General features: G+C 64.4%; 17 protein-coding genes and 1 tRNA gene. 8 read left to right on the forward strand and 10 right to left on the reverse strand.

All coding sequences use genetic code 11. The annotated features are described in order from the left end of the window. Positions 1 to 47: 47 nt before the first annotated feature. The 5 genes from ACNO8S_RS06860 to ACNO8S_RS06880 all read right to left on the reverse strand — a co-directional run bounded on the left by ACNO8S_RS06860 (position 48) and on the right by ACNO8S_RS06880 (position 4,588). Positions 48 to 1,082: a phosphate uptake regulator PhoU gene (locus tag ACNO8S_RS06860; protein WP_004592822.1), complete on the reverse strand. Its 1,035-nt coding sequence runs from the start codon at positions 1,080 to 1,082 to the stop codon at positions 48 to 50. A 106-nt stretch (positions 1,083 to 1,188) separates the two neighbouring features. Beyond that, positions 1,189 to 2,259: an ATP-NAD kinase family protein gene (locus ACNO8S_RS06865; protein WP_420182700.1), complete on the reverse strand. Its 1,071-nt coding sequence runs from the start codon at positions 2,257 to 2,259 to the stop codon at positions 1,189 to 1,191. Positions 2,260 to 2,455: 196 nt separating this feature from the next. Continuing rightward, positions 2,456 to 3,151, reverse strand: a complete 696-nt coding sequence (locus tag ACNO8S_RS06870) for a competence/damage-inducible protein A (RefSeq protein WP_420182701.1) — start codon at positions 3,149 to 3,151, stop codon at positions 2,456 to 2,458. A gap of 80 nt (positions 3,152 to 3,231) precedes the next feature. Further along, positions 3,232 to 3,306: transfer RNA gene (locus tag ACNO8S_RS06875), tRNA-Glu, on the reverse strand. Between the two features lie 67 nt (positions 3,307 to 3,373). Then, positions 3,374 to 4,588: a helix-turn-helix transcriptional regulator gene (locus ACNO8S_RS06880; RefSeq protein ID WP_420182702.1), complete on the reverse strand. Its 1,215-nt coding sequence runs from the start codon at positions 4,586 to 4,588 to the stop codon at positions 3,374 to 3,376. Between the two features lie 319 nt (positions 4,589 to 4,907). Between ACNO8S_RS06880 and ACNO8S_RS06885 the strand changes: the two genes are divergently transcribed. Genes ACNO8S_RS06885 through ACNO8S_RS06900 form a run of 4 tightly spaced genes read left to right on the forward strand, consistent with a single transcriptional unit; the run spans position 4,908 to position 8,878 of the window. Beyond that, the gene (locus ACNO8S_RS06885) at positions 4,908 to 6,023 is read left to right on the forward strand and encodes a branched-chain amino acid ABC transporter permease (protein ID WP_146417253.1); all 1,116 of its coding nucleotides are present in this window, start codon (positions 4,908 to 4,910) and stop codon (positions 6,021 to 6,023) included. After that, entirely contained in the window at positions 6,020 to 7,303 is a 1,284-nt protein-coding gene (locus tag ACNO8S_RS06890; RefSeq protein ID WP_014040304.1) for a branched-chain amino acid ABC transporter permease, read from the forward strand. The genes ACNO8S_RS06885 and ACNO8S_RS06890 overlap by 4 nt, the downstream gene beginning before the upstream one ends. Continuing rightward, positions 7,296 to 8,126, forward strand: coding sequence for an ABC transporter ATP-binding protein (locus ACNO8S_RS06895; protein ID WP_014040305.1), 831 nt, complete (start codon positions 7,296 to 7,298; stop codon positions 8,124 to 8,126). The genes ACNO8S_RS06890 and ACNO8S_RS06895 overlap by 8 nt, the downstream gene beginning before the upstream one ends. Further along, the gene (locus ACNO8S_RS06900; RefSeq protein ID WP_014040306.1) at positions 8,123 to 8,878 is read left to right on the forward strand and encodes an ABC transporter ATP-binding protein; all 756 of its coding nucleotides are present in this window, start codon (positions 8,123 to 8,125) and stop codon (positions 8,876 to 8,878) included. The genes ACNO8S_RS06895 and ACNO8S_RS06900 overlap by 4 nt, the downstream gene beginning before the upstream one ends. Positions 8,879 to 8,902: 24 nt before the next feature. On the opposite strand, the gene ACNO8S_RS06905 is transcribed toward ACNO8S_RS06900, so the two are convergent. The 3 genes from ACNO8S_RS06905 to ACNO8S_RS06915 all read right to left on the reverse strand — a co-directional run bounded on the left by ACNO8S_RS06905 (position 8,903) and on the right by ACNO8S_RS06915 (position 12,650). Continuing rightward, entirely contained in the window at positions 8,903 to 10,270 is a 1,368-nt protein-coding gene (locus ACNO8S_RS06905; RefSeq protein WP_064288028.1) for an ABC transporter substrate-binding protein, read from the reverse strand. A 188-nt stretch (positions 10,271 to 10,458) separates the two neighbouring features. After that, positions 10,459 to 11,070: a superoxide dismutase gene (sod, locus tag ACNO8S_RS06910; RefSeq protein ID WP_008309249.1), complete on the reverse strand. Its 612-nt coding sequence runs from the start codon at positions 11,068 to 11,070 to the stop codon at positions 10,459 to 10,461. 182 nt (positions 11,071 to 11,252) lie between these two features. Further along, positions 11,253 to 12,650 carry a cryptochrome/photolyase family protein gene (locus ACNO8S_RS06915; protein WP_420182703.1) on the reverse strand — a complete coding sequence of 466 codons (1,398 nt, stop codon included), beginning with the start codon at positions 12,648 to 12,650 and terminating at the stop codon, positions 11,253 to 11,255. 43 nt (positions 12,651 to 12,693) lie between these two features. On the opposite strand from ACNO8S_RS06915, the gene ACNO8S_RS06920 reads away from it, so the two are divergent. Beyond that, on the forward strand, positions 12,694 to 13,551 hold the full coding sequence (locus tag ACNO8S_RS06920) for an enoyl-CoA hydratase/isomerase family protein (RefSeq protein WP_420182704.1): 858 nt from the start codon (positions 12,694 to 12,696) through the stop codon (positions 13,549 to 13,551). A gap of 149 nt (positions 13,552 to 13,700) precedes the next feature. After that, positions 13,701 to 14,219, forward strand: coding sequence for an Lrp/AsnC family transcriptional regulator (locus tag ACNO8S_RS06925; RefSeq protein WP_151103367.1), 519 nt, complete (start codon positions 13,701 to 13,703; stop codon positions 14,217 to 14,219). Positions 14,220 to 14,280: 61 nt separating this feature from the next. On the opposite strand, the gene ACNO8S_RS06930 is transcribed toward ACNO8S_RS06925, so the two are convergent. Both ACNO8S_RS06930 and ACNO8S_RS06935 read right to left on the reverse strand, forming a co-directional pair. Then, complete coding sequence (locus tag ACNO8S_RS06930) at positions 14,281 to 14,562, reverse strand: UPF0058 family protein (RefSeq protein ID WP_004517945.1); 282 nt, start codon at positions 14,560 to 14,562, stop codon at positions 14,281 to 14,283. Between the two features lie 71 nt (positions 14,563 to 14,633). Further along, entirely contained in the window at positions 14,634 to 14,849 is a 216-nt protein-coding gene (locus ACNO8S_RS06935) for a ribbon-helix-helix domain-containing protein (protein WP_004517946.1), read from the reverse strand. A gap of 267 nt (positions 14,850 to 15,116) precedes the next feature. Between ACNO8S_RS06935 and ACNO8S_RS06940 the strand changes: the two genes are divergently transcribed. Beyond that, positions 15,117 to 16,454, forward strand: coding sequence for an isochorismate synthase (locus ACNO8S_RS06940; RefSeq protein ID WP_420182705.1), 1,338 nt, complete (start codon positions 15,117 to 15,119; stop codon positions 16,452 to 16,454). Then, a complete protein-coding gene (gene menD, locus ACNO8S_RS06945; RefSeq protein WP_420182706.1) occupies positions 16,451 to 18,229 on the forward strand; it encodes a 2-succinyl-5-enolpyruvyl-6-hydroxy-3-cyclohexene-1-carboxylic-acid synthase in 1,779 nt (592 codons plus the stop codon). Before ACNO8S_RS06940 ends, menD begins: the two co-directional genes overlap by 4 nt. The last annotated feature ends 2 nt before the right edge of the window (positions 18,230 to 18,231 follow it).

Consider the following 18,231-nt stretch of genomic DNA (forward strand, 5'->3'; position numbering starts at 1 on the left):
AACAGGACTGTCGCTGCGAACCGCAACTGCGGGCAGCGGGAGCCGCCTCACTCGATTGTCGTGTGCTCGGACTCCTCGTTGAGCGCGAGGTTCGTTGCGATCTCTGCGCTCCGGACCGCGAACTCGGCCGTCTGCTGGAGGCTGACGAGCACTTCGCGCACTTCCAGTAGCGCCTCGTTGTCCATCTCCGGCAGGTCGTCGAGGATTTCGTGTTCCTTGTCGCCGATGTCCTTGTACAGCTCTCGGACCTGAATCGCGGTGTCGTAGTTGCGGTCGACAGCTGCCTGGACCGCAAGTTCGGTGATGTCGTTGACCTGGTCGGTGAACTCGCGGATGCGGCGCATCGTGGAGCTGTCGACGTTGAGCGAGTGATCGTCGGTCTCTAGCGCGATCTCGGCGATGTCCTCGGCGTTGTCCGCCGTCAGTTCGAGGTTCTTCGCAATCGAACGGTAGCCGATGAGCGGGAAGCCGTCGTTGAGGCCGATAGCCCGCGCGAGGTTGGGGTTCTGGTAGGCCGTGAAGATGAGCCGTAGCAGCAGGACGAATATCTTGTTGGCCTGTCGCTCGCGGTTGAGCGCCCGCTGAGCGAGGTCGGGGTTGCCGTGGGCGAGGGATTTCACCGCCTCGTTTCGCATCGTCGAGCCGGTGGATTCCAGCCGTTCGAGGAGGTTGTTGAGCGTGAAGTCCTCCGGGTCGACGGAGCAGCGAATCGCGATTCTGTCCGGCGTCTCCTCGATGACGCCGAGGCCCATCAGTTGGGTTTCGGCGTTGTAGACGGCGTTAATGTGAGAGGATTCCAGCGTCTCGCCTTCCGGGGCTTCGACGTGGATGACGCGCCGTCCGAGCACGTACTGGGCGACGATGGCCCGCTCGACAGACGCGGCATCGAGGTTCTCTGCGTGGATGATAGCCTCTGATTCCTCGGTCTGGACGGACTCGGGCATGACTGTCAGCGTGCCTTTGCCGCCCATCCGTAGCGACACCTCGTCGCCCTTTTCGACGTCGTGCGCACTGGCCCACTCCGCCGGCAACGTCATCGCGAGCGTCGACGGCCCCAATCGCTGGACTTTCCGAGTTTCCATATGTCCTTTGTGGGGCGTGAGATACCTTAATCTTGACTATACATGATAAAATACCGGAGCCGATATATCATGGCTTACGTCTCTCGGCTGGGGAGGCCCATACAGATTAGACGACTTCGACGAGTCGGCGCTCGTGACGGCCGATGCGGACCCGCAGCCAGCCGCGCAGTTCCTCGTCGAGGTCCGAGTCACCGGTGTCGACCCGGAGCGTCCCGATACCGTCCAGTTTCCGCCGCGAGGCGACGACTTCGAGGTCACACTGCCTGATGACCGCCGGTGACAGTTGCTGATTCCCCCGGCCGAACACGAACCCCTGCCCACCGATGGGCGAAACCACGATGACGTTTCGGTCGCCGAGGGCGTCGAGAATGTCTGACTCGGCGGCGTCACGGGCAAGCACCTCTCCGTCGCGCCACACGTCCACGCCGAGCGTCGTCCCGTCGAACCCGAGCTGTTCCTTGATAGCGCCGACAGTGCTCCCTGGCCCGAGGACGTACGTGACGCCCCCCTCGACGGCGTCGGCGACGCTCTCGGCGAGTGACTCGACGCTGCCGCCGCCCAACTGTTTGGCCGACTGGCGCTGGTCGGCGACGGGGACCGTGGCGACGGCCCGGAGTTCCGTGACGACCTCCCCGCCTCTGAAAGCGTCCTCGTCGATGTCGTTGACCTCCGCGCGCTCCGTCTCGGAGAACCGAGCCACGATGCGTCCGGCCGCACGCGGTGACACGCCGAACACGGAGGAGTACACCTTGACGCCGGCCGGGACGCCAAGGATCGGAATGTCCGCGTCCAGGTCGTCAAGCGTCGTTGCTACGTCGACGGCCGTGCCGTCGCCCCCGACGAACAGGATCGCGTCCACGTCCGCCTCGACGAACGCCCGGACCGCATGTCGGGTGTCCTCGCTCGTCGTCTCGTCAGCGCTCGCCGGAGCGCCGACGACCGTCGGATCGAACCCTGCCTCACGAGCGATACCCTCTCCCATCGGGTCGCCGTACGTGAGCAGTTCCACGTCCGTCTCCACCTCGGCGAGTGATTCCAGCGCAGTCCGTGCGCGATCCGGTGCGCGTTGCTCCGCGCCGCGGCGGCGCGCCTCCGCGACTTTCCCGTCAGTGCCCTTGAGGCCGACGCGGCCGCCCATCCCGGCGATGGGGTTGACCACGACACCGATTCGTCGCATTCGCTTCCTCTTGGCGACCCCGCGGCAAAAGGGGCCCGGGAGCGTGCCTTTCAAGCCACCCCACGAAGAACGCACAGCTATGTCAGTCCTACTCCAGAGCGGCGTTCAGACAGGGATCATCAACGCGTCCGGCGCGGTCATCACGCTCGGTGGCCTGCTCCTGACGTTTCTCTGGCTGAACCACCTCTACCGGTAGTCACTCCGCCGTCGGTGACTCGACGCGTTCGCCGAACCACGCGGCCGCGTCCTCGACTAGCTCCTCCTCTGTCCCCTCGAACCGGACGGTTACGTGGTCGCCGGGATAGCTTCCGACCTTGACCGGGAACTGCTCCTGTACCTCCGCCAGTCGATCCAGCAGCGCGCTCTCGGGCTCATCGGCGTCGACGGTGCGAACGTACCGCTGCTCGCCGGCGAACTCGCCCGCAATCTCCTCGAACATCCGCTTCATCTCGGCCGGCACGCCCGGTAAGACGTAACAGCTCTCGACGACACAGCCGGGCGCGACGCCCTCGTGGTTTGGCAGGACACGGGACCCCTCCGGCACCTCGCCGGTTCCGTCGGTAAGGTCGTCGCGCGTGTAGCCGCCGTGTTCCTCCAGCCACGCGATGGCGTCCTCGCTCTCGACGACGTCCCGGCCGAACGCCGCGGCGACGGCTTCGATGGTTTTGTCGTCGTGCGTCGGTCCAAGGCCGCCGGTGACGATGACGGCGTCGAACTCCGCGTGGTACTCGTTGACCACGCGGGCGATATCCGATATCTCGTCGGGGACGACCGTCGTCCGGCCGACAGTGACGCCACGCTGCGCGAGCTGTTGTCCCAGCCACGCGGCGTTCGTGTTGACCGTCTCGCCACTGAGCAGTTCGTCTCCGACGGTGACTACCGCGACGCGCATACCGGCCGGTTGGACTGGGAGACACAAATACTGTCGGTCACAGACAGCGGTCACTGTGTATTCGTTGAATCGCAGAGAAATGCTCCGTCAGGGATTTGAACCCTAGTCATCACCGTGAGAGGGTGATATGATTGGCCGGACTACACCAACGGAGCGTACACAAGTTCGTAGCGAGGAGATACGTATAATCATTGCGTTTCGGCCCCGCCCTGTGTTGGTTTCTCACTCGTCGTCGAACGGTGACCCCGCGGCATCGGGCTCCTGGCCGGCGAGGCTGATGATGTTCTCGCGGCCGACTCTGAGCTTCGAGATGTCGCCGTCGTCTTCCATATCTGAGAGGAGCATGCTCACCTTCGATTTCGACCAGTCGGTGCTGTCGACGATGTCGACCTGCTTCATTCGGCCGCCGTTTTCCTCCAGCAGTTTGCAGACGCGGTCGCTGTCGGTGAGCAGTTCCTCGTCGGGGACCGCCGGTTCGTCGGGCGTATCGGTGTCCGCTGTTGCATCGCCCGGCGGAGCCGACGACGGCTGCTCCGTGTCCGCAGCGGCTGACGGTGACGCAGCGGGCGGTTCGTCGTCGTCGGTTCCCAGGACCTGTCCCAGTGCGCCGGACCGCCACGCGGCCACACCGCCAGCAACGACAATGAGACCGACGATGGCGGCCGGGAGCATCCACGACGGCCCACCGGCGGCCTCGGAAGGTGTATCACCGCCAGCCGTGGTGCGCTGCTCAGTACCGGCGCTCTGGCCGGTTTCGCGCGGTTGCAGTTCCACGTAGGGCCGGCGGTCGTTGAACGACTGCTCGCCGTTCCACGTAACGCTCTCGCTGTTTTCGAGCGAGTCCGGGGTACTCTGTGAGTCAGGTTCCGGCTTGACATTGACGAATGCCAGTTCGGGGCCGCGCTCGAAGACGAACGACTGGCTCGACCCGATGTAGAACCCGCCGTCGAACACGTCGCTGACCACGACGGAGTCGCCCTCGACGACAGCGAAGTTATGCCAGCGGAACGACATCCGAACCGTGCCGGTGTTCTGGAGCGGGTCGACCGATGCCGACCGCTTGTAGTCGGTCGCACTCATGTTCCGGCCAGTCACGTTCGTCCCGTACTGTGTCAGCAGCGTCGACTGCTCGACGAAATTCTGGTACAGCGGCTGCTCCGTCTGCTCGAACGCCTCGGCGAACTCCTCGAACTGCTGTTGGTCGGTGTCGTTTTCGAGCGGGGTCCTGTGGACGATTGCCCACTCGGCTGACCCGTTCTGATACAGCGTGACCTGGAACGTCGTCCGGTCGAACCTGTCGGGCGTCTGGACGCCGACGCTCTCGTCGGCCGGCTGTGACATCGCCAGCGGCGCGGCACCGCTCCCCAGCAGGAGAACCAGCACGAGACTGGCGACGACCAGGCGTACCATCTGTCGTATATCATCGATGGACCGCATAAAAGCGCTGTGAATAGCACCGTTCTCAGCCAGTATCCGGCCGGTGTCCGGTGATTTCTCGAGACGGGTACGACTCGAAGCAGTGGTGACCGAAACCGGTGTCGCGCGCCGTGCGGGCGCTCGAATTCGTGATCCGCACTGGGTTCGAAGTGGCTCTATTCGCCAGTTTGTACCGTGGTATCACTAGTCTCTCGCTCGACACGCGACCATGGGAGGGGGCGATTCCTGTTTTGACAGCGGTGTCCTGGCTTCTACACGGTTATTTCGCACGAATTTCCGGTGGGTTATTTAGACAGGAGGGTCCAACGAAGGGTAACCTATGGGAATTGCTGAGTTCGCAAGAGACGGCCGCGTGGTGATGGGTGACCGGCCGGGGGCAGCGGTGGTGGCCGCCGTAAGTGGCTTCCTCTTGCTGGATTTAGTTGCAAAGCTCGCTGGGACAACCGTGTTCTTCCTCGGGACCAGGTTACTGGGGGGGTCCCTCACCGTGGGCTCGTTGCTCTCGATGGTGGTGGACGGACTGCTCGTCGGACTGGCGGTCGGCCTCGCCGGAATCGGCCTGTCGATGACGTACAGCATCCTCGACTTCGCCAACTTCGCACACGGGGACACAGTGACGGTGGGGGCGTTCCTGGGGTGGGTCGCCGCGTACATCACCGCCGGTCTCGGGACCGGTGCCCCGATCGCAGAACTGTTCATGCTCAACTCTGGACGGCAGTTGAGCACCGTTTCGACGTTCGCTCCGGTGCTTCTCGGTCTCGTCGTCGCCGGGGTCGGGTCAATCGGTATCGTGTTACTCATCGACCGACTCACCTATCGCCCCATGCGCGATACGGACAACATCTCCTTGCTGATCGCGTCAATCGGTGTCGCACTCGCATTGCGATACCTCATCGCGTTCGTCTTTGGAACACAGACCAGCGGGGTCGCAAGCGGCGGGCTCCGAGTGACGGTGTTCTCGATGATCTCGGTCACCGACAACGAAATCACCCTCCTGGTGGTGTCGCTCCTATTGATGCTTGGCGTCCACCTGCTGCTACAGCGGACGAAGCTCGGCAAAGCGATGCGGGCGATGGCCGACAACGAGGACCTCGCACGCGTGACCGGGATTCCGACCGAGCGCGTGATCCGGCTCACCTGGATTCTCGGTGGCGGTCTGGCGGGCATCGGTGGCTACCTGCTCGTGCTGGAAAGCGGCACGATATCGTTCAACTTCGGCTGGATTCTGCTCCTGCTCATCTTCGCCGCTGTCATCGTCGGCGGTATCGGCTCGATATACGGGGCGATGGCCGGTGGGATCCTCATCGGGCTGGTCGATAGCCTGGCCCTGATCTGGCTGCCGTCCGGGCTGACGCGGGCCTCCGCGTTCCTGGTGCTCATCGTCGTCCTGTTGTTGCGCCCGTCCGGCATCTTCGGGGGGGTGTCGACAGCATGAGTACTGTTGACACTGTTCGAGACCGTCTGGACGCGCTCCCGGACGTGGGGCTGGTTGTCGGCTTCATCGCCAGTATCTGGGCCGTTATGCTCGTGCTGGCAATCGCTGTCGGCGGGGCGAACTGGGCGAACCTCGCCGCCGGCTTCATCGGCAGCGTGACCGTACTCATCGGCGGCTACGCAATCCTCGCGCTGGCACTGAATCTCCAGTGGGGGTACACTGGCCTGTTCAACATCGGCATTGCGGGGTTCATGGCCGTCGGCGCGTACACCACGGCGATTCTCACTGCGCCAACTGACCCGGCCGCCGGGGCGGTCCCTGGGCTCGGCCTCCCGCTGTGGGTCGGCCTCATCGGCGGTATGGTTATGGCCGCTATCGTCGGCGGTCTTGCGGCGCTCCCGGCGCTCAGACTGAAAGCGGACTACCTCGCTATCGTGACAGTCGCGTTCTCGGAGATAATCCGACTTGTCGTCAACTGGAGCGGCCTCGCCGAGTTCTCACTGTTCGGGGTGCCGGTCGGCACCGGCGGCGCGACCGGCATCTCGTTCAAGTCCGCGAACGACGTGGCGGCGACGCTCATCAACGGCGTCGGGCAGCCGATCGTAACCGCCGCGGAGGGCGTCGGCGTCTCCGGGCCGAACCTGGCGAATCTCACGTACGGAATACTCCTCCTGCTAGTCGTGGCCGGGAGCTACTGGGTGCTCGCCCGCATCACGAACTCGCCGTTCGGTCGCGTGCTGAAGGCGATCCGCGAGGACGAGACCGTGACCCAGTCTCTCGGCAAGGATACCCGCCAGTTCAAAATCAAGACGTTCATGATCGGCTGCGCGCTGATGGGGCTGGCCGGTGTCCTGTTCCGCGGACAGGCGGGCTACGTCAGCCCACAGCAGTTCAGACCGACGATCACGTTCTACGTGTTCGCGGCCCTCATCATCGGCGGCTCCGGGTCCAACACCGGCAGTATCGTCGGGGCGGCGACGTTCTCCGGACTGCTGTTCTATCTGCCGGCGCGGCTGGGGGAGAACGTCTCGCTGGGCGGCACTCGCGCACCCGGCAACATCGTCGACGCGGTCGCCGGGTTCGCGTCACTTGACCCGCTCCCCCTCCTTGCATACACCATTAGCAACGTCAGCACGCTCCGGTTCGTGCTCATCGGCGTCGTCCTGATATACATCATCCAGAACCAGCCAGATGGGCTGCTCGGCCACCGGAACGAACCCGCAACGAGCGTGAGTCTGGACAGACCGCAGTCCGGGTCCGGAGGTGAGGCCGATGAGTGAGCCCGACGTCGCAGAGCAACGGGAAACGGCCGTCACGAGCGACGCTATTGACTCTCCCCTGCTCGTAGTCGACGGCCTCCGCAAGGAGTTCGGCGGCGTCGTCGCGGTCGACGGGGCGACGTTCTCCGTGGCAGAGGGGTCGCTCACCGGCCTCATCGGCCCGAACGGGGCCGGCAAGTCGACGACGTTCAACTGTATCACCGGCATTCACGAGCCAACTGGTGGCCGGGTCACCTTCGACGGCCAGAACATTACCGGGCTCCCGCCGTACACACTCGCAAACCAGGGACTGGTCCGGACGTTCCAGATCGCCCGTGAACTGTCCGAGATGACGGTCCTGGAGAACGTGATGCTCGCACCGGGTGGACAAGTCGGAGAATCCGTCGTTCGCTCGGTGACGCCGGGACTGCGCGGGGACGTAATCAAGGACGAGGCGGCCGTCCGGGACCGCGCGTGGGAGACGCTGGAGTTCTTCGAGATCGACCACCTCGCCCACGAGAACGCCGGCAATCTCTCCGGTGGTCAGCGGAAACTGCTGGAGATGGCGCGGGTCCTGATGACCGACCCCGAGATGATTCTGCTGGACGAGCCGCTGGCCGGCGTCAACCCGACGCTGGAGGAGAAACTACTGGAGCGGATTCACGAACTCCGCCGGGAGCAGGGGCTGACCTTCCTGCTCGTCGAACACGACATGGACGTCATCATGAACAACTGCGAACACATCATCGTCATGCACCAGGGGAGCGTCCTCGCCGAAGGGGACGCCGAGACTATCACGTCGGACGAGCGGGTACTGGAGGCGTATCTGGGAGGTGACGTATGAGCCAGCGCGCGACGGAGTCCGAGGCTGTCACGCTCCCTGACCCAGCCGAGCGACTCCTCGCCATCCGGAACCTCGATGCAGGCTACGGCGACCTGCAGGTCCTCAGCGACGTCCACATGGACGTTGCGGACGGCGAGTACGTCGTCATTGTCGGCCCGAACGGAGCCGGCAAGTCGACGGTGATGAAATCTGTCTTCGGCCTGACGACGTACATGGGCGGGGACGTCATCTTCGACGGGACCGACATCAGCCGGCGCAATCCCGACGAAATCATTTACGAGGGGATCAGCTACGTCCCCCAGACCGGCAACGTGTTCGGCTCGCTGAGCGTGCGCGAGAACCTCGAAATGGGCGCGTACATCCTCGATGAAGTCCCAGAAGACCGCATCGAGGACGTGTACGAGCGGTTCCCCATCCTCCGGGAGCGGTCCGACCAGTCGGCTGGGACGCTGTCGGGCGGCCAACAGCAGATGCTCGCCATGGGGCGGGCGCTGATGCTCGACCCTGACCTGCTGTTGCTCGACGAGCCTTCCGCCGGGCTGGCCCCGGACCTCGTCGACGATATGTTCGACCGTATCGACCGCATTAACGACGACGGGACGGCGATTCTGATGGTCGAGCAAAACGCCAAGGAAGCGCTCCGGCGGTGTGACCGGGGCTACGTCCTCGTCCAGGGCCAGAACCGCTACGAGGACGAGGGGACGGTTCTTCTCAACGACGAGCAGGTGCGACAGGACTTCCTCGGCGGATAAAACAGGACAGCGGTTGCGGCCCCGTTACTGGTTCATCGCGCTGTTGATTTCGGACGTGTAGGAGGACTGCTGTTGCTCGAAGCCGACCTGGTTGACGATGGTCCCGCCTTCTGCTTCGAACGCGCCGGCGAACGCCTCCTGCAGTGCCTGGCCGTAGCTGTTGTTCACGTACAGCGTCGATGCGGTCTCGGCACCGAGTTCGTCCACGCCGACTTGTGCCAGGACCTGTCCCTGCAGCGCGTCGCTGGGCGGGGTGCGGAACATGTAGTCGTTGTCTTCGAGGTCGGTAATCGTCGGCGACGTGGACGCTGGCGAACAGCCGACGACACCACTGTCGACGAGCACATTTCTGGCGACCTGTATCGACGTTTCGGAGCTGGCCGCTCCGGTAATCGACGGATATCCATCGCTGACGAGGGAGTTGGCCGCGTCGATGCCCGCCTGTGCCTGGGTCTGGGTGTCACCGACCTGGTAATCGAACTCGAAGTCGACCTCGCCTTCGAGTTGCAGGGCCGGGAGGATCGCCCCGTCGCGGATCGGCCTGCCGAGCGGCCCGAGATCGCCGGTCTCGGGCATCAGCACACCGAACCGGACCGTTCGTCCGGGGTCGCTCCCGGAGCCGTTCGGTTCCGGCTGCGGGATGTCGTCGCCCGCGTCGAAGTCGACGGTGTTGAGCGTATCGACGCCCCCACCGTCCTGAAAGCCGAAGACCTGATACTGCGCCGAGGCCATGTCCCCGTTTTCGTCGAAGTCGACCGCGCTCGAAGCCCCCTCGTACTGAATGTTCTCGCCCGCGGCGGCCGCTTCGACGGCCGCTGGCAGTTCGGAGGGGCCGTACGTGTCGCCGCCCGGATTGGCGACGACACGCATATGATCTCGGACGGCCTGTCCGTCGTTTTCCCCGGCCAGCAGGTTGGCGAGAATCTGGACCGCTGTCGCATCGTAGGCCTGTGATGTGAACACGCCGGCCTCGTCGTAGTCGAACTCGGAGGTGAACTGCTCCGTGAACGTATCGACTCCGGGACCGGCCGCCGACGGGGCCGTGCCGCGGACGTTCGACATATCGTCGCCGACGTTACTCGGTAGCTCGCCGTCCTGCAGTCCGTCGGTGACGAGGATGTCAGCAGCGTCGTCGCCGTAGTCGGCGTAGAAGTCCTTGAACAGTTGCACACCGCTCTGTGGATAGCCGACGACCATCAGCACGTCCGGCGATTCCGGGCCGCTGTCGCCACCCGAGTCGGTCCCGGTACCGGTCATCCCACCATCACCGCCGTCGCCGCCGCCACCGTCAGTCTGTTCGGTTGAACAGCCTGCCAACCCACCAAGCAGACCCACGGTGCCTATCGCCCCAGTGCGCTTCATGAACGCTCGCCGATTGGTATCGCGACTCATACCACTTACCACTGATTCACATCTTATAAAACTATATCCTCCCGTAACCTTGCTGTTCCGTAGTCTGCTCCAGTCACGCCGATATTTTTTGTCGGCGGCGTTAGATATTAACGCCGGAGAAACCGCTATCGGCACAGACGTCACTCGGACTCTCAACACATCCGCGAAAAAACGTCGAGTGTCGCCCCTTATTCGACGCGGCCGACGACCTTGTCGTACTCTTCAGCGGCCTTGTCCCAGTCGACAACCTCGAAGAAGGCGTCGATGAAGTCGCCGCGAGCGGGGCCGTAGTCGTAGTAGTAGGAGTGCTCCCAGACGTCGAGCGCGAGGATTGGATGGGAGCCCCAGAGCGCGCCCTGGTCGTGTTTGTCGACCGGCACGTTGCGCAGTTGCTTGGCAACGGGGTCGTACACGAGCAGCGCCCAGCCGCCGGCGGCTGATGCGGCGGCTTCGAACTCGCCCTTCCAGCCTTCGTAGGACCCGAAGTCCTCCTCGATGCGGTCGAGGAGTTCGCCTTCCGGCTCGCCGCCGCCGTTGGGATCCATGTTCTCCCAGAACAGCGTGTGGAGATAGTGTCCACAGCCGTTGTGGGTGACGTTGCCCATCGCGGCCGCGCTCGAACCGAAGTCACCGGATTCGCGGTTCTCGGCGAGTGTCTCCTCGGCCGATTCGAGGCCGTTTACGTACCCCTGGTGATGGGTGTCGTGGTGCCAGGTGAGCACCTGCTCGGAGATGTGTGGCTCCAGCGCGTCGTAGTCGTACGGGAGCGGTGGCAGTTCGGGATTGGAATGTTCGGGCATATGAAAACGCCTCCATCAATACGTGTCGCGCGGCTGCCTGTTAAACGTTTAGGAGGCATTTGGTATCACTCTACAAGGACAGCGGGACGGGACCGTAACTGTCCGTTGTTGCACTGCCACATCTCGGCTCCGGCGCTGGTGTAAGTGTTCAGAAGAGTCCAGCACAGCAGAATGTTCCCATCCTAGTCGTCACCCCTGGCCCGCTCGAACATCGCCAGCGCCTGCTCGCGACGGTCGCTGTGCTTGACAACCGGGTCCGGATACTCCGGCGCGGCATTGCGCCGCTGCGTGAGCGAGCAGTCGTTCCAGTCGTGGATAACTTCTGGCGCGGCATCCCGCAGTTCCGGGACGTACTCCTTGATGTACTCGGCGTCCGGGTCGTAGTCTTCGCCCTGCGTCATCGGATTGAAGATGCGGAAGTAGGGCTGAGCGTCGGTCCCAGTAGAGGCCGCCCACTGCCAGCCGCCGTTGTCGTTGGCCGTGTCGTGGTCGACCAGTTTCTCCCGGAACCACTCGTAGCCGTGTCGCCAGTCGACGAGCAGGTCCTTCGTGAGGAAGGAGGCGACGATCATCCGGACGCGGTTGTGCATGTACGCCTCCTCGCGGAGCTGTCTCATTCCGGCGTCGACGATGGGATAGCCCGTCTCACCGTCCTTCCAGGCCTGCAACAGCTCCTCGTCGTTTTCCCACTCGATAGGGTTCTCGTAGGACTTGTAGTTCGAGCTGACGACGTGCGGATGGGCAAACAGCACCTGTGTGTAGAACTCCCGCCAGGCTAGCTGGGACTGGAACTCCCGGACGGACTCGCGGCGGTCACCGCCAGTCCCCTCTTTGGCGTCCTCGGTGCGGTCGTACACTTCGCGGATGCCGATGGTCCCGAACTTCAGATGAGCCGAGAGCCGCGAGGTGCACTCGTCGGCCGGGAAGTCCCGGCGCTCCTCGTACTCGTAGACGTTCTCTACGAGGAAATCATCGAGCAGGGCGCGTGCTTCGTCGGTCCCCGCTGCGGGCACGTCCGCCTCTGGCTCATCGAAGCCGAGGTCGGCCAGCGTCGGGAGCGCGTCGCCGTCGACATCAGCCAGTTCGTCGGCTGACGGGGGTTCGTAGGGAGTCGCTTTCTCTCGGTCGTGCCACTTCCGGCCGAAGTAGGTGAAGACGCTGTAGGGGTCGCCGTCGTTCGTCGTTATCTCGCCCGGTTCGTGCAACACAGCGTTCTGGACCGCTTCGCGAGCAACGTCCGCGTCGTCGAGCGCTTGCCGGACCACTGCGTCGCGCTCCCGAGCGAGCGCGGAGTAGTCTTTGCCCCAGGTGACCGTGTCGACGCCGTATTCGACCGCCAGGTCCGGGATGACGGCGGTCGGATCCCCGCGGGCGACGACGAGGTCACTGCCGCGGTCGCGGTACCACTCGCGCAAGCTGTCGAGAGCGTCCAGCATGAACGCGACCCGGGGCGGGCCGGCGTGGTCGAGAACGGCCCTGTCGAAGACGAACACCGGGACAACGGGGTCGGACGGGGTCGCCGCGGCGAGGCCGGCGTTGTCCGTCGCCCGGAGGTCACGGCGATGCCAGTGCAGGCGCATACCTAGTACACGGACTAGCCCGGGCAAAAGGTACTGCCCAACGATGTTGGTCTGGCAGGCGCTGACGGACACCACTGTTATCTTTCCGCCGGTCGAGAGCCACCACATGGAAGATGCGACAGTGACGCTGTCTGTCGACGACGGGATTGCCACAGTGACGCTGAACCAGCCGGAGTCGCGAAACGCTCTGTCGGCGGAGTTGGCCGAAGCACTCACTGCCCAGTTCGAATCGGTGGCCGACAGCGACGCCCGGTGTGTCGTGCTGGAGGGCGCGGGCCCGGCGTTCTGTGCCGGCGGGGACATCAATGCAATGCTACAGGGAGTGAAGCACGACCGACCGCCGGCCACACAGGTCGAGCTGGTGGTCTCGTCACTCCACGAAGCGATCCGGACCGTCCACAGCTGTCCCCTCCCGGTCGTCGCGAAAATCGACGGCCCCGCCTTCGGTGCCGGTGCGGGACTCGCGCTGGCCTGTGATATACAGGTTGCGAGCACTGCCGGCCAGATCGGCTTCGGCTTCCGCCAGGTCGGACTGGCGAGTGACTCCGGCGTCTCCTATTTCCTTCCGCGAATCGTCGGCCCGAACAAGGCCAAGGAACTGCTGTTCACCGGCGAACTGCTGGACGCCGAGGCGGCCGGGGAACTCGGGCTGTTCACCCGGGTGTTCGACGCGGAGACGTTCGAATCGGAGTTTTCGGAACTCGTCGCCGACATCGCCGCTGGACCGACGGTCGCGCTCGGCCACGCCAAGCGGCTGGTCAACCGGAGTCTGGACAGTTCGCTGGAACAGGCACTCGAAAACGAAGCCACCGCACAGGGCGTCGCTTTCACGACCGACGACCACGAGGAGGGCGCAACCGCGTTCGTCGAGAAACGTGACCCGGAGTTCACGGGTCAGTAAACTGATTACTGTGACCAGCGTCAGGACTGGTCCACCCAGCCACCACCGGAGAGACAGATGCCAGCTACGATCCATCTCACACCGGACCGAGCATCGACCGGAAACACGACTACCCGCTCTTTCTCCCACAAGTGGAGGGCGACTGTAGCATGACCGACGACCCCCCGGACTGGGAGTTCAGCGAGCGGGACATGTACATTCTGCGCGAACTCTCGGCGGACCCACAGCGGTCGTCCCGCGAGCTTGCGGACTTGCTGGAGTCCGAATACGGCATCGACGTGTCCCATGTAACGGTCAGCGAATCGATCCGGGAGATGCGCGCCGCGGGCGTCTTCCGGGAGACAATCGTCCCGAACGAGGAACTGTTCAATTTCGCGCTGTTCGAGTTCAAGTTCAACCCCGAGCATTTCGCCGACTCCTGGCACGACGCGATGGTCGCTATCCGGGACGACCGGCACACGCTGTTTTACTTCCTCTCCGACGGCGAGTATCAGTGGAAGTCAGTGATGATGTTCCCGAGTCGGACGGCCGAATCCCGCTGGATACACGACTTCTACAAGGACCACGGCGACGTGATTCAGAACATCCGGAACTCAGTCGTCCACAACGTCCTGAAATTCAAGACGGACCCGGAGCTGTTCACCGAACTCGACGGGGAGCAATCGTAGCCAAGCGGGAGAAGACAGCCGAAATAAAGACGAGAGAGACTGCGACTCGATAGCGTCGTACTTACAGTTTCCGCTCGGCGTCCTCGGCCAGTTCCTTCATCCGCTTGCTGACCCGGCCCGCGTCCGAGAACTCGTCTTCGCTCATCGCCGTCGCCAGGGAGTTCCCGAGCACGAACACGGCGTGTTTGTGCTCGCTTTTTGACTTGTGTACGTCCGATGGCCGCACGTCGAGTTCCTGATACGCGTCGAACAGGTCCGGATCGACCGAGTCCATGTCGTCGCGGAAGTACTCCATGATCGTCACCATCTGCTCGTGTAGCTCGAGAAGCTCGTCTTTGTGCATAGCTACAGTATGCGGTGGCACGTCCATAAGAATTGCTTGAGAAGGGATACCAGACGCTCACGCCCGTATTTTCAGAAGACGTACTCGTCGTCGTGGCCCATCATGCCGTCTTCTTCGAACCCTGGCTCCTCGTCTTCGTCCTGTGGTCCGGAGGTTTTGTACGCCTTGAGCCCGGTCGACAGGAGGTCCTCGATGGCTTCCTCGCGGTTGAGGAACTCGCCTTTCTCGACGAGCTGCGCGATCTGCATCTCCAGGTGTTCCGGGATATTGATCTCTACCTTAGGCATCGCAACATAGGGGGCTTCGACTATGCCCTATTTAAACCTGACGGGGGTGTGTTCGCAGATTGCAGAATTACAATTGTAGAACCGTGATAGGAAATTCGTAAACTCGGAGATTAATTTCCGCGAATCTGAACCAATAGCCGGCAGAGTACGTGGCGGGCCAGAACGGCGTGAAATCGACAGTTCCACCGTGTCCGTCCGATTGATTCCGACTACGCAGAATCGAGCGTATAGTTAGGCTCAAAGGTACGCAATCCTAAGGCATTGCTGATGGAACCACTGCGTGGTGACGAGACGACGGTTGGTGAGACAACGGTCGTCGCACGCGGGTGTCGCCTCGACGATGCACCGGTGCGGGCGGTACTGGAAACGGACGCTCGCCCCCGGTTCTTCTGGGCGGCCGGTACAGAGTCAATCGCGGCCCGCGGGAGCGCGGCGACTGTGACTGCCGACGGGCAGTCGCGGTTCGACGACGTGCGGACAGCGGTCGAAGCGCTGTTCGCTGACTGCTCAGTTCCCGACGACCTCCCGAGCGTCGCTCGACCGCGAGCGTTCGGCGGGTTCGCTTTCCACAACGGAACGCATGAAGGAGAGGACTCTCCCTGGGATGGGTTCCCCAGTGCGGCGTTTTTCCTCCCCGAAATACAGGTAACCAGAAGGGACGACGATGCCTGGCTCACAACGGTCGCGACAGGACCTGAGGCCGCGACCGAGGCGGAGGCGCTACTGGAGGAATGGCGCGACCGACTGGTCGCAGACTCCGAGCGCAATCCGGGTACACCGCCGGGAATCTCACACCGGAAGCGCACGCCAACACAGGACGGCTGGCGCGAGCAGGTGGCGGCCGCCACAGAGAGTATCGACCGGGGCGAGCTCCAAAAGGTCGTGCTCGCCCAGAGTCTCAGCGCCACACTGGACGCGGAGCTATCGGTCCCGGACGTGATGGCCCGGTTGTCGAAGACGTACCCGGACTGCTACCGGTTCATGTTGTCGCCCGACGCCGGCGGCACCTTCTTCGGGGCTACGCCGGAGCGGCTGGTGTCGGTCCGCGGGCGAACCGTCCGCACGGAGGCCCTCGCTGGCTCGACGGGGCGGGGCGACACGCCCGCTGAGGACGAATGGCTCGCCGCGGAACTCCTCGACAGCGAGAAGGACCGCCACGAGCAGAAGCTCGTCGCCGACGCGATACGGGACCAACTGGAACCGTTCGCTTCGACGGTCCGCATCGGCGACCGGACCGTTCGCCGACTCGCCACGGTTCAGCACCTTCGAACATCGATAACAGCTGAACTGGACGACGACGAGCACGTCCTCTCGCTCGTCGAGGCGCTCCACCCGACGCCAGCCGTGGGCGGACTGCCCCCGGACGCGGCGCTGCGGACTATCCGCGAGACAGAGGCGTTCGATCGGGGCTGGTACGCTGCCCCGGTCGGTTGGGTCGACGCCGCCGGCAACGGCACCTTCGCCGTCGGCATCCGCTCGGCCGTCGCCACGGAGCGCGAGGCGACGCTCTTTGCAGGCGCGGGCATCGTCGCGGACAGCGACCCCGACCGCGAGTGGGACGAGGTCCAGCTCAAATACCGGCCGATACTCGACGAACTAGAATGACCGCCCCGAACGTCAACACGCTGTGGGCGGAGACGCTCGTTTCCGAACTCGCCGCGGGTGGCGTCGACGCGGTGTGTCTCTCGCCCGGCAGTCGCTCGACGCCGCTGACGGTGGCATTCGCCGAGCACCCCGACATCGAAGTGTTCTCCCACCTCGACGAGCGCTCGGCGGCCTTCTTCGCGCTGGGTCGCGCCCGCCGGACGGGTGAGCCGACGCCGCTGGTCTGTACCTCCGGCACTGCCGCGGCGAACTACCACCCGGCGGTCATCGAAGCGAACCAGTCAGGTGTTCCACTACTCTTGCTGACGGCGGACCGACCGCCGGAACTCATCGACAGCGGAGCGAACCAGACCGTCGATCAGGAAAAGCTGTACGGCGACGCCGTGCGCTGGTACCGGGATATGCCCGAGCCCGAGGCCGAGCCGCGGAAGGTGCGAATGCTGCGGACCACCGCGGCCCGCGCGCTCGCAGAGAGCACCGGCGCCGACCCGGGGCCGGTCCACCTGAACTGTCGGTTCCGGAAGCCGCTGGAGCCGACGCCGATGCCAGATGACGACCCGGCGGGCGTTCCCGCTGGCTGGGCGGGCGGCGACGACGCGGCCGAGGTTGGCCGCGACGGCCCGTTCGTCACGACGAGCCAGGGCGTCGCTGCGCCGGACGAGCGGACGGTGCGCCGGGTACAGGACACGCTTCGGTCCGCCGAGCGGGGCCTCATCGTCGCTGGGCCGGCCGACCAGGGACTCAGCGCAGAGTCGCTTGAACGGCTGGCAACAGCCACGGGCTTCCCCGTTCTGGCAGACCCGCTCTCTGACCTGCGGTTCGGCCCCCACGTCGACCGGCTCGACGTGCCGGTCTGTGGCGGCTACGACGGCTATCTCGGAAGCGACGGCGTCGACGAGTGGAGCGACCCCGATGCCGTCGTCCGCTTCGGCGCGTCGCCGACCTCGAAGCCGCTGCGTCACTACCTCCGGGACGCCGACTGCCAGCAGTTCCTCGTTGACCCGGCCGGCGGCTGGTCGGAGGCCGAGTTCACGGCGACGGACCTGCTCGTTGCCGACCCCGACGCCACCGCGGATGCGCTCGCGGCAGGGTCGCTGGGTAGCGTTGCGGCGTCGTGGCGCGAACAGTTCGCCAGGGCGGAACAGACCCACTGGGACGCCGTGAGCGAAACCGCCGCGGAAACCTACTGGGAAGGCGGCGTCCTCTCTGACGTGGCCGCGCTGGCCCCGGACCCGGCCACGCTGTTTGTCTCCAACAGTATGCCGATACGGGACATGGACCGCTTTGGCCGGCCCCGTGACGCCGACCTGACCGTGCTTGGAAACCGCGGGGCGAGCGGGATCGACGGCATCACCTCGACGGCGCTCGGGGCCGGGAGCGCGACGGCGGACCCGCTCGTGCTCGTCACCGGCGACCTGGCGTACTACCACGACATGAACGGCCTCCTCGCGCTCGGTCGCTGTGCGGTGGACGCGACGGTCGTCTTGCTCAACAACGACGGCGGCGGCATCTTCCACATGCTCCCAATCGATGACCACCCCACCTTCGAGGACCAGTTCCGAACGCCACACGGGCTCGATTTCGAGCCGACGGAGGCGCTCTACTCGCTGGAGTTCGAGCGGGTGGCCGACCGCCGGCAGTTCCGCGAGCGGTTCGGCGAGTCGGTCCGAGCCGATGGGACACAAGTCATCGAGGTCCAGTTCGACGCGGGCGACAGCCACGCGGTCAGAGCCCGGCTTGCCGAACGGGTCGCCGAAACCCTCGCTGGCGACTGATT

This window comes from Haloarcula sp. KBTZ06 (assembly GCF_048595605.1).
GTDB classification, from domain to species: Archaea; Halobacteriota; Halobacteria; order Halobacteriales; family Haloarculaceae; genus Haloarcula; species Haloarcula hispanica.

Excerpts from the sequence above, each read along its gene's own strand:
- ACNO8S_RS06860 (WP_004592822.1), bottom strand. The coding sequence starts at position 1,082 with ATGGAAACTCGGAAAGTCCAGCGATTGGGGCCGTCGACGCTCGCGATG.
- ACNO8S_RS06865 (WP_420182700.1), bottom strand. The coding sequence starts at position 2,259 with ATGCGACGAATCGGTGTCGTGGTCAACCCCATCGCCGGGATGGGCGGC.
- ACNO8S_RS06870 (WP_420182701.1), bottom strand. The coding sequence starts at position 3,151 with ATGCGCGTCGCGGTAGTCACCGTCGGAGACGAACTGCTCAGTGGCGAG.
- ACNO8S_RS06880 (WP_420182702.1), bottom strand. The coding sequence starts at position 4,588 with ATGCGGTCCATCGATGATATACGACAGATGGTACGCCTGGTCGTCGCC.
- ACNO8S_RS06885 (WP_146417253.1), top strand. The coding sequence starts at position 4,908 with ATGGGAATTGCTGAGTTCGCAAGAGACGGCCGCGTGGTGATGGGTGAC.
- ACNO8S_RS06890 (WP_014040304.1), top strand. The coding sequence starts at position 6,020 with ATGAGTACTGTTGACACTGTTCGAGACCGTCTGGACGCGCTCCCGGAC.
- ACNO8S_RS06895 (WP_014040305.1), top strand. The coding sequence starts at position 7,296 with ATGAGTGAGCCCGACGTCGCAGAGCAACGGGAAACGGCCGTCACGAGC.
- ACNO8S_RS06900 (WP_014040306.1), top strand. The coding sequence starts at position 8,123 with ATGAGCCAGCGCGCGACGGAGTCCGAGGCTGTCACGCTCCCTGACCCA.
- ACNO8S_RS06905 (WP_064288028.1), bottom strand. The coding sequence starts at position 10,270 with ATGAGTCGCGATACCAATCGGCGAGCGTTCATGAAGCGCACTGGGGCG.
- sod (WP_008309249.1), bottom strand. The coding sequence starts at position 11,070 with ATGCCCGAACATTCCAATCCCGAACTGCCACCGCTCCCGTACGACTAC.
- ACNO8S_RS06915 (WP_420182703.1), bottom strand. The coding sequence starts at position 12,650 with ATGCGCCTGCACTGGCATCGCCGTGACCTCCGGGCGACGGACAACGCC.
- ACNO8S_RS06920 (WP_420182704.1), top strand. The coding sequence starts at position 12,694 with ATGTTGGTCTGGCAGGCGCTGACGGACACCACTGTTATCTTTCCGCCG.
- ACNO8S_RS06925 (WP_151103367.1), top strand. The coding sequence starts at position 13,701 with ATGACCGACGACCCCCCGGACTGGGAGTTCAGCGAGCGGGACATGTAC.
- ACNO8S_RS06930 (WP_004517945.1), bottom strand. The coding sequence starts at position 14,562 with ATGCACAAAGACGAGCTTCTCGAGCTACACGAGCAGATGGTGACGATC.
- ACNO8S_RS06935 (WP_004517946.1), bottom strand. The coding sequence starts at position 14,849 with ATGCCTAAGGTAGAGATCAATATCCCGGAACACCTGGAGATGCAGATC.
- ACNO8S_RS06940 (WP_420182705.1), top strand. The coding sequence starts at position 15,117 with ATGGAACCACTGCGTGGTGACGAGACGACGGTTGGTGAGACAACGGTC.
- menD (WP_420182706.1), top strand. The coding sequence starts at position 16,451 with ATGACCGCCCCGAACGTCAACACGCTGTGGGCGGAGACGCTCGTTTCC.